Below are 10,511 nucleotides of genomic sequence, written 5' to 3'. Positions count from 1 at the left end.
ACTGCGGCACTCGTCCTCGAAGCGGTAACCCGGACCACCACGCCCGTCGCCGTTGGGGCAACCGCCCTGGATCATGAAATCAGCGATGACGCGGTGGAAATTCAAGCCGTCGTAATAGCCACGCCGCACCAGATTGACGAAGTTGGCCACGGTCAGCGGTGCCTTGTCGGCGAACAGTTCGACGCGGATCGGCCCGCGAGCGGTGTGGAAGGTGGCGGTGAGGGTCATGCAGGCGGTCCGTGACGGGTGAGAACGCGCACGGTAGCCGCAATCCGCGCCGCTGTCAGCCGTCCGCCGGCCAACCCAGATTCCTGCGGCTGAGCGACCCCGGCCCGCGCGGCCGCGCGTGCGGCTGCGGCGGCTGAGTCAGCGGCGTGCCCGGCAGCAGGTGGTCGAACACCCGATCCAGCGCGCGATAACCGTAGGGCAGCAGCGGCACGTGCCGGTCGCCGAAACCGGGCAGCGGCAGGAACGCGTCGAAGTGCTGGGCATAGGGTACCCGCCAGAACAGCGGATGGCGTCCCGCAGCACGCAGCCAGTCGACATAGGGCTGCGAGCTGAAGGCCGGCGGCAGCAGACCGTCGGCGGCGCCGTGAATCACCCAGATCGGCAGGTCGCGACGCGGCAGTCGCACCGCCGTCGCCGCAACCGACGCGTGCAGACGCCGGGCATCGGCTGCGTCGCCGGTCCACAGTTCGCGCAGGCAACGCAGGCCGGGGGCGGCCGGATCCGCACCGGACGCGAGCGCATCGCGGATGACCACGCCAGAGCCGGGCGGGATGCCGGCGGCATCGGCCGACCACGCCGCGCGCACCGCCGCCGCGTTTTCGTCGGGCGGCACCGCCAAGACGAAACCGTAACCGCAGGGCATGGCACCGACACCGGCGCGCAGATACGACGAGGCGTAGGTGATCGCGATGGCACGCCAGAGATCGAATGCGACCGAACTCGCCGCGGTGGCGATCGCGTCATCGGTCCAGCCCGAGGCGTGCAGCATCGCCAGTGCCTGCCCCGCCTGCGCCGCGAGCGTGCCGCCTTGAACCGTGCCCGCGGCACTCAAGGTGGTGCAGCGCGCACGCGCGGCCGGCGGCAGCGTGCCGTCCGGCAGGCGCGCCAGCGGCGTGGCGTTGAAACGTGCCGCGGCCAGCGCACAGGGCATCAGCCACGCCGCCTCGGTCGCGTAGTCGTAGAGCGCGCGACCGTGACCGGGCGTGTTGACGTTGGGTTCCAGCGCCACCACCGCGTCGAGCACGTGCGCATCGTCGAGGCCGGCCGCCTGCAGCACCGCACCGCCGCCGTTCGACAGGCCGGTGGCGATGATGCGCGTGTTCGCGGCCGTGAACGGCGCCTGCGCCGGTAAGGCGCGGTCGAGCATCGCCAGACCGAACGCCGCGGCCTGCAGCACGTCGCGGCCCCAGTCGGCCTCGGGGTTGTCACCCGAGTGAGCGTGCTTGATCGCGATGCCGTCGTCGGGCGTGTAGTGCCCGGGCTGGAACGCGAGCGGTGCCGTGCCGGCCCTGGCGCGCGTGCCGTCCAGCGTGACGCCGGTCGCGTCGGCGGTGTCGAAGTAGTCGCTGCCGGTGCCCTTGTCGGTATAGGCCACCGCGCAGCCTCGCGGCAGGCCCCAGGCACCGGCCAGCGCGATCGAACCGTAGACGCCGCGCGAGCCCGACGAGGCCGTGACCACCAGGCAGCGCGCCCTGGTGTCGTAGGCGTCCGGCACCTGCACCAGCACGCGATGCGGAGCGTGCGCGCCGGGTATGCGCGCCAGGGCCTGATACTCGCGCCCCGGCACGTCGGGCACGGCGCCATAGACGCTGCCGTAGCCGCCCAGCGGTCCGAGATCGGCGATGCCCTTCCAGCTCATCTGGATCGCGCGCCGGCGCAGCTCCGCCGGTGTCGGCTGCGCGGGATCGGCGAACGCAGCCGGCGCGCCGCGCAGGCCCGCGAGGCCGAGCCCGGCGCTGAGCAGATCGTCGTTCCGGCGATGCACGGTCTCGCGCACGGGGCTGATCAGAAAATCCACGCCCGTACTCCCGACGCTGGCGTCCGCGCAGACTGGCGTCAGCGCCAGCAGCCACGGCAGGACGAGCGGAATCGCAATGCGCTTCATGGATCGGAATCTAGCAGCTCCGTCGACGCCGGCCATCGTACGAAGGTCCACTGCGGTGCAGACAGGGCTCGGCTAAGCTCGCGTCCATCAGCCACGGCGGCCAAACGATCGCGCGCCATGCGCGACCGCCGGCTGACCCGAGGACGCCAGAACCGATGTCGACGCTGCTGATCGTGGATGATCACCCTCTGTTTCGCGCCGCTCTGCGCCAGGCGGCACTGACCGCGATGCCGGACGTTGCCGTCAGCGAAGCGGTCGATCTCGCCGGCGCTCTGCAGCATCTGGGCACGCCGCCGGACACTGACCTGGTGCTGCTCGACCTGCATCTGCCCGACAGCCGCGGCCTGACCGGACTGGTGGCGGTGCGCGGGCAGTTCCCGGCGGTCGCGGTGCTGGTCATCTCGGCGCAGGACGATCCGCGCATCGTGCGGCGCACGCTGGACTACGGCGCTTCCGGTTTCGTGCCCAAGAGCGCGGCGCCGCAGGACATCGCGGCTGCCATTCGCGCCGTGCTCGACTGCGGCGAGTGGGTGCCGCCGCGGCTGGCCGCAGCGGTGGCCGAGGCTGCGACCGATCCGGTCGACGCCGAGCTGGCGGCGCGGCTGTCGGCGCTGACCGAGCAGCAGTTCCGCGTGCTCAGCCTGCTGGCGCAGGGGCTGCTCAACAAACAGATCGCCGACCGCCTGTCCATTCAGGAGCGCACCGTCAAGGCGCACGTCAGCGCGATCTTCGAAAAGCTCGGCGCGCGCAACCGCACCCAGGCCGGGGTGATGCTGCGCACGCTGGAACTGGGCCCATGGGGCCGCGAACGGGACTGATCACGACGCCCGCACGCGCATCCGCGGCGCAAGATGCAACCGCTGCAGAAACTGCCGCAACGCCAGCGGCTTCATCGGCTTGTACAGGATGCTCGCACCCGCCTCGCGCACGGCATCGCGCACGGCCTGCTCGCGGTCGGCGGTGAGGATCAGCGCCGGCACTGCGGCGTGACGTTCGCGTAGGCGCTCCAGCAACTGCAGGCCGGTCGTGCCCAGGTCGAGGTGGTAGTCGAGCAGCAGTATGTCGGGATCGCAGCCGATCGCCAGCGCCTGCGCCGCGTCGCTCGCGGCCCAGACGTGCCAGCCCCAACCCTGCAGCAGACCCCGCATCGCGCTCAGCGCCTCGCGGTCATTGTCGACGACCAGCGCAGCACCGGGCGGCAGGCCCTGCACCGCGGCCACTTCCTGCAGTGGCCGCGACGCCGGCCGGGCGCGCGGCAAGGCGATGGCGAACACGCTGCCGCGTCCGCGCACCGAACGCAGACTGAGACGATGCCCGAGCAATCCTGCCATGCGCTGGGCGATCGCCAATCCCAGGCCAAGGCCCTGCCCGACCGCGTCGCGACCGCGGCGGAACTCGTCGAAGATGCGCTCGCGCTCGTCGTCGTCGATGCCGGGCCCGGTGTCGAATACCTCGACGCGCACGCCGTCGGCGCTGCGACGGCAGCCGATCAGCACCCGCCCGCGCTCGCTGTAGCGCAACGCATTGGCCAGGAAGTTCTGCAGGATCCGCCGCAGCATGCGCGGGTCCGAGCGCACCCAGACGCCGGCGGCGACGGTCTGCAGGCGCACGCCGCGCTCCTGCGCCAGCGCACCGAATTCCTTGACCAACGGGTCCAGCAGCTCGGCGAGCGGAAAATCCTGCAGGCGCGGCGCCAGCTGGCCGCCGTCGAGGCGGGCGATATCGAGCAGATCCGCCAGCAGGCTCTCGGTGGAGGCCAGCGCGCCCTGCAGATGTTCGAGCAGGTCCGACGCATCGGTGCGGTTCATGCGCTCGACCAGCGCGTGCGCGAACAGCTGCGCCGCATGCAGCGGCTGCAACAGATCGTGGCTGACCGCCGCCAGAAACCGCGACTTCGCTGCGTTGGCGCGCTGCGCGGTCAGCGTGGCCTGATGCAGCTCGGCGGTGCGTTCGGCCACGCGCTGCTCCAGCGTCTCGTTGACGCGGATCAGCGCGCGCTCGGCCTCGCGAAACGCGGTGACGTCAGTGAACGTCGCCACGTAGCCGCCGCCCGGCATCGGGTTGCCGCGCACCTCGACCACGCTGGCGTCCGGGAAGCGGCGTTCGGACACATGCGGGCGCCCTTCGCGCATGAAGGCGATGCGCCGCTGCAGCCGCTCCGCGACCATGCCGGCTCCGGCAAATCCGCGTTCGAGGTTGCAGCCGATCAGCCCGGCGATCGGCCTTCCCACCGCCAGCAGCCCTTCGGGATAGGCGAACATTTCGGCATAGCGGCGGTTCCAGGCAACGACCTGCAGTTCGGCATCCACCACGCAGATGCCCTGACTCATGTTCTCCAACGCCGCGCCCAACACGCGCTGGTTGAAGCGCAAGTCGTGGGTCGCCTCGTCAACGATCGCCGCCACTGCTGCCAGCCGTCCGCTGCGGTCGCGGCGGGCCGTCTCGACCAGCAGCCGCGCCGATGCGGCGCCGATCACTGCAGCCAGCTCGTGCTCGACGGCGGCCAGCGCCGCAGGCGCCACTTCGGCGGAGTCATCGGCATCCTGCAGCAGTTCGAGCACGCGTTCGCGCGGCAGGAACCTCGCCGCCAACGCGCGCAATTGCGCGATCGACAGCGGCTGTCCGCGCGGGCGATTCCAGCGCCGGCCCCAGCGCGTGCGTTGCGCCATGACGATCGTCGCCAGATTGGCCAGCAGACCGAGCGTGACGGCGCGCGCCAGCGGGCTCCAGTCGAGCAGACCGAACAGGCGCTGCGGCGCCAGCGGGCCGAGCGCGGCGAGATCCAGGCCGGCCAGCTGCGGCAGCAGCAGATAGCCCCATAGCAGCGTTCCGATCGCCAGTCCCGCCGCCACGGCACGCGGCCCGACGCGCGGCCGGTACACCGCCACCAGCACTGCCGGCGCCAGTCCGGCCAGCGCCGAGAACGCGAGTGCGCCGATGTCGGCCAGTGCCTCGTTGCCGGCCAGCAGTCGCGAATACACCCATGCCAGCAGTACCACCGCCAGGATCGCCACGCGGCGCTGGCGCAGCACCTGCGGCCGCAGGTCGTGCGGCTCGGCTTGTCCCCAGCCGGCACGCAGGCGCAGCGGCGCGATCCAGTGATGGCCGATCATCAGGCTCAGCGCCAGCGTCGCCACCACCACCATGCTGGCGGCAGCGCTCAATCCGCCCAGAAACGCCAGCACCGCCACCGCGTGCTCGCCGCGCGCCAGCGGCAGCGCCAGCATGTAGAGGTCCGACGGCACCCCCTGTCCCGCGAAGGCCGCGCGACCGGCTTCGGCCAGCGGCAGGATCGGCAGCGCGATCAGCACCATGTACAGCGGAAACAGCCAGCGCGCAGTGCGCACATGACGCGCGTCGCGGCATTCGACGATGCCGATGTGGAACTGGTGCGGCAGGGTGAACATCGCCAGCGCACCCATCAGCACCAGCGCCGGAAACCCCGAGGCATCGCGCGGTTTGGCGGTGAGCGCGCTGACGACGTCGGCCGGGTGCAGCACCACCAGCCCGACCACCAGCAGCGCCAACAGCTTGAAGGCCGAATCGAAGGCCATCGCCAGCACCAAGCCGCGGTTGTGGCTGACCGCCGACGACCGTCGCGTGCCGAACAGCATGGCGAACAGCGCCATCGCCAGCGCCACGTAAAGCGCGCTGTCGTGCCACGGCGTCACCACGGCGTCGCCGCGCGGCCTGAACATGGCGAAGCTCATGGTCACCGCCTTGAGCTGCAGCGCCAGGTACGGCACCGTGCCCATCACGGCGACCGCGGTCACCAGCGCGGCCAGGCCGGCGTGATGGCCCAGCCGGCTGGCGATCAGGTCGGCGACCGAACTGGCGTTGGACTTGCGCGCCAGCCGCACCATCCGCATCAGCAGGCCGGCGGCAAACGCATAGAGCAGGATGGTGCCGACGAAGGTCGGCGGCAGCCACCAGCCCGAGCGCACCGCCTGCGTGATCGTGCCGTAGAACGTCCACGACGTGCAGTACACCGCCAGCGACAGCGCATAGACGACCGGCCACGCCCCGCCCAGCGCGCGCGGGTTGCGCTCGCCGTAGCGCGCGACCGCAAACAGCGCGCCCAGCCACAGCAGACCGGCAAAGGCGACCCACAGATCTGACGGCACGCTGGCGGCTCCCCCGAGTGGCGCGGTCATCGCATGATAGCCGCGCACGGGGAGGGCACGACGCGCGGCATGCCGACGGCCTCGGACACGGCCGCGCCCGCTGCCCCTACTGGAAGCGATAGAGCGCGCTGGCGGTGACCATCCGCGGCGGCCCGTCGAAGCCGGTGATGATGCCGAGCGCGCCGATGTTGTAGCCGGTGGTGCGATAGACCTTGTTGGTCAGGTTGCTGCCCTGCAGGCTGAAGGTCCACGACCCGCCGGTGCGCCAGATCACCCCGGCGTTGACCAGGCCATAGCCCGGCTGCGCGATCAGCTCGCTGAGCGTGGTCTCCGGATAGACCTTGGTCTGGTAGCTGGCGTTGAGCCGCGCCACGACTTCGCCGCCGTTGGCCAGCGGAAAGTGCTTCCACAGCGTCAGACCGCCCGACCATTTCGGCGCGTTGGTGAATTTCTGGCTGCTGGCGACGTTGACGCCGCCGTTGAGGAACTGCGTGTACTTGGTGTGCAGGTAGGCGACGTTGCCGCTGAGCGTCCAGGTCGCAGCCGGCTGCCAGGCGAACTCTTCCTCGAAGCCGTCGATGTGGCCCTTGCCGGCATTGGTGAAGTTGCCGAAGAAGCCCTGCTGGCCATTGGGCTGGGTATAGGACGTGAACACCGAGAGCTGGATATCGCTGTAGATCGTGTGGAACAGTGCGGTGTTCATCATCAGCTTGCCGTCGAAGAACGACATCTTGCTGCCCAGCTCGTAGGCCACCACTTTTTCGTCCTTGATCGGCTGGCACGACTGCGGGATCAGCGCACAGTTGGCGCGGATGTTGTAGCCGCCGGAGTGGTAGCCGGTGCTGACGGTGGCGTAGAGGTTGACCTGATCGCTGGCCTCGTAGCCGAGGGTCACCTTGGGCGAAAGATTGTTCGACGAGGTCGAGCCGCGGAAATCGGCCAGCGTGGCCGAGGGGGTGGCGAAGCCCGGATTGGGATAGGCGTAATTCTGGATCAGCGCGGTCTTGGTCTCGTGGGTCAGACGCGCGCCGAGATCGAGGCTCCAACGCGGATCGAACTGGTAGCTGTAGTCGGCGTAGGCGGCGACGCTGCGCGTGTCCATGCTGCCGCCGGTGCTGGCGTAGGTCGCGTAGCCCAGCGCCGTGTACGGCGGAAAGCCGAGGAACACGTTCTTGATGCGCCCGGAGGCCGTGCCGTCGAAGTAATACAGGCCCATCACGCCATGCAGCTTGTCGCCGTTGTCGTACAGCGCCTGGAACTCCTGGCTGAGCTGGTGATCGTGGTAGGTGGCATTGACGTCGGCCACCGGCTGCGGAAGCGTGTCGAAGTCGATGTTGGTGTTGGTACCCGAGCCGCGGTAGGCGGTGATCGACTTGTATTCCCAGTTTCCTTCCGGCGTGTAGTGAAGGGTCAGCGCGGCGCCATGCATGTTGGTCAGATTGACCGGCGGCATGCCGCTCTGCGTGTTGAAGGGATTGGCCAGCGGCGGCGTCCGGGCGGGATCGAACTTGTTGACGATCAGGCGCTGGGCACCGCGCGGGTTGGAGTGGTCGGACAGGCCGTCGACCTCGAACTGGGCGTTGAATCGGGCGTTGGGAAAGAAACCGACGGTCACGCGCGCGACGTTGGTGTCGGTGTTGCTGTTCTCGCTGCCGGTGAGCAGGTCGTGACCGTAGCCGTCGTTGTGCAGGGTGGCCGCCGCCGCGCGCATGCGCCAGACGCCGTCCGCGCTGGCGTTGCCGTACGACGCCTTGACGTCCTTCTCGCCGTGCGTGCCCAGGGTCACGTCCACCAAGCCCTCGGCCTTGAGCGGCAGCGGCCGCGAGATGTACTTGATCGCGCCGCCGATGGTGTTCTTGCCGTACAGCGTGCCCTGCGGGCCGCGCAGCACCTCGATGCGCTCGACGTCGAACACGTCCAGCAGCGCACCCTGCGGACGCGCAATGTAGGCATCGTCGAGATAGATGCCGACGGCCGGATCGAAGCCCCAGGTCGGATCGCCCTGGCCGATGCCGCGGATGTAGGCGGTCAGCGTGGTGTTGGAGCCGCGCGCCGCGTAGATCTGCAGGTTGGGCACCTTGCCCTGCAGATCGCTGAGGTCCTGCACGTTCTGGTCGTAAAGCGAGCGCGCGGTGAACGCGGTGACCGCGATCGGCACGTCCTGCAGGGTTTCCTGATAGCGCCGCGCGGTGACCTTGATGGTTTCGAGATTGGTCACGGTGCTCCGGGGCGGAACGGCAGGCTGCACGGCTTTCGCCACCGGCGCATCCTGCGCAACCGCCGCCGCGGCGTAAACGACACTGGGACCGATCGCCCAGCCCAGAGCGATGGCGATCGCAACCGACAGTTGACGCTGCTTCATGGTGGTTCCCCCGACTCGCGCCCCGATGGTGCGGCGTCGGCAGCCTAGGCCATGCGCGGACAATGCACGCTTGTACTTTCGTACAGTGGGCTGCGGGCGGACGGGCTGCCGATACTGCGTCTACGCGTCCCTGCAGACGCCCGGACATTCGCGCATGGCCCTGCTGATCGTTCTGGCCGCCCTCGCCTTTCTCATGATCGCCGCCTACCGCGGCCACAGCGTGATCCTGTTTGCCCCGATCGCCGCCCTGGGCGCGGTCCTGCTGACCGCGCCGGCGCTGGTCGCGCCGATGTTCAGCGGCCTGTTCATGGATCGCATGGTCGGCTTTCTGCAGCTGTACTTCCCGGTGTTCCTGCTGGGTGCGCTGTTCGGCAAGCTGATCGAGCTGTCTGGATTTTCGCGCTCGATCGTCGCCGCCACCGTCGGCGCGGTCGGGCGCAGCCGCGCCATCCTGGCGATCGTGCTGGTCTGCGCGCTGCTGACTTACGGCGGCGTGTCGCTGTTCGTGGTGGTGTTCGCGGTGTATCCCTTCGCCGCGGAGCTCTTTCGCCAAGCGGCGATCCCCAAGCGGCTGATCCCCGGCGCCATCGCGCTGGGCGCGTTCACCTTCACCATGGACGCACTGCCCGGCACACCGCAGATCCAGAACATCATCCCGACGGCGTTCTTCCACACCACGACCTGGGCCGCGCCATGGCTGGGCAGCATCGGCGCCATATTCATCCTGACCCTCGGGCTGGCTTACCTCGACTGGCAGCGCCGGCGCCCCGGCGCCGCCGGCGAGGGCTACGGCCGCGATCTGCGCAATGAACCCGAACTCCATGCCGGCGATCAGCTGGCACATCCGCTGGTCGCCGTGCTGCCGCTGGTCGGCGTCGCCGTCGTCAACGGCGCGCTCACCACCCTGATCCCGCGGCTCTACGGCCCGACGCAATCGTTCGTTCCCGCCGTGATCGGCCAGGCGAAACCGGTGGTGCAGGAGGTGTCCAAGCTGGCGGCAATCTGGGCGGTCGAGGGCGCGCTGATCTTCGGCATCGCCTGCGTGCTGGCGTTCGCCTGGCGCCCGGTCAGCCACCGCTTCGCCGAAGGCAGCAAGGCCGCCGTCAGCGGCGCGCTGCTGGCATCGATGAATACCGCCTCGGAATATGGATTCGGTGCGGTGATCGCCGCGCTGCCGGGGTTTCGCGTGGCCGCCGAGGCCCTGCAGGCCATTCCCAATCCGCTGGTCAACGAAGCGGTTTCGGTGACCGTGCTGGCCGGCATCACCGGCTCGGCTTCGGGCGGCATGAGCATCGCCCTGGCGGCGATGGCTGACACTTTCGTGCACAACGCGCGGGCGGCCGGCATTCCGATGGAGGTTCTGCATCGCGTGGCGGCGATGGCCTCGGGAGGCATGGACACACTGCCGCAAAATGGTGCGGTGATCACCCTGCTGGCGGTGACCGGCCTGACCCACCGGCAGTCCTACCGCGATATTTTCGCCATCACCCTGATCAAGACCGCCGCCGTGTTCGTGGTGATCGCGGTGTATTCCCTGACCGGACTGGTCTGAAAACCAGGCGCCGCGGAGGACTCGCTGAACGCTTAACCAAGTCCCGGTTGGCGTGACGGACCCGTTCAGCCCTTGGCCGTCGGGCCTCGCGCGCCGCTATACTTGGCAGTCAACTCCATTGTCAGGCGCCCGGATGCAAGGCCGGGTGACGCCGCATGTCCATCGAAAATCTGCGCAACATCGCCATCGTCGCCCACGTCGATCATGGCAAGACCACGCTGGTCGACCAGCTGCTGAAGCAGTCCGGCACGCTCAGCGAGCGCGCCGTGGTGCCGGACCGCGTGATGGACTCGAACGATCAGGAACGCGAGCGCGGCATCACCATCCTGGCCAAGAACACCGCGATCAACTGGCGTGAAA

At 69.3% G+C, this 10,511-nt stretch carries 7 protein-coding genes; 3 read left to right on the top strand and 4 right to left on the bottom strand.

Annotation, left to right across the window (positions count from 1 at the left end):
• Positions 1 to 228: peptidylprolyl isomerase (locus tag ACYC1Z_RS11935; RefSeq protein ID WP_461409750.1), on the bottom strand; the 228-nt coding region annotated here is incomplete at its 3' end.
• Positions 229 to 283: 55 nt separating this feature from the next.
• Positions 284 to 2,113 (bottom strand): 3-hydroxybutyrate oligomer hydrolase family protein, encoded by a 1,830-nt coding sequence (locus ACYC1Z_RS11930; protein ID WP_461409749.1) that lies wholly within the window; start codon positions 2,111 to 2,113, stop codon positions 284 to 286.
• A gap of 155 nt (positions 2,114 to 2,268) precedes the next feature.
• On the opposite strand from ACYC1Z_RS11930, the gene ACYC1Z_RS11925 reads away from it, so the two are divergent.
• The gene (locus ACYC1Z_RS11925) at positions 2,269 to 2,931 is read left to right on the top strand and encodes a response regulator (RefSeq protein ID WP_461409748.1); all 663 of its coding nucleotides are present in this window, start codon (positions 2,269 to 2,271) and stop codon (positions 2,929 to 2,931) included.
• On the opposite strand, the gene ACYC1Z_RS11920 is transcribed toward ACYC1Z_RS11925, so the two are convergent.
• Together ACYC1Z_RS11920 and ACYC1Z_RS11915 are read right to left on the bottom strand one after the other, a co-directional pair.
• Complete coding sequence (locus ACYC1Z_RS11920) at positions 2,932 to 6,267, bottom strand: PAS-domain containing protein (protein WP_461409747.1); 3,336 nt, start codon at positions 6,265 to 6,267, stop codon at positions 2,932 to 2,934.
• 76 nt (positions 6,268 to 6,343) lie between these two features.
• A complete protein-coding gene (locus ACYC1Z_RS11915) occupies positions 6,344 to 8,599 on the bottom strand; it encodes a TonB-dependent receptor (RefSeq protein ID WP_461409746.1) in 2,256 nt (751 codons plus the stop codon).
• A gap of 154 nt (positions 8,600 to 8,753) precedes the next feature.
• On the opposite strand from ACYC1Z_RS11915, the gene ACYC1Z_RS11910 reads away from it, so the two are divergent.
• Together ACYC1Z_RS11910 and ACYC1Z_RS11905 are read left to right on the top strand one after the other, a co-directional pair.
• A complete protein-coding gene (locus ACYC1Z_RS11910) occupies positions 8,754 to 10,151 on the top strand; it encodes a GntP family permease (RefSeq protein ID WP_461409745.1) in 1,398 nt (465 codons plus the stop codon).
• 155 nt (positions 10,152 to 10,306) lie between these two features.
• Positions 10,307 to 10,511: GTP-binding protein (locus ACYC1Z_RS11905; protein ID WP_461409744.1), on the top strand; the 205-nt coding region annotated here is incomplete at its 3' end.

The organism is Georgenia sp., assembly GCF_054605595.1.
This window is presented reverse-complemented; position numbering and strand designations above follow the sequence as displayed.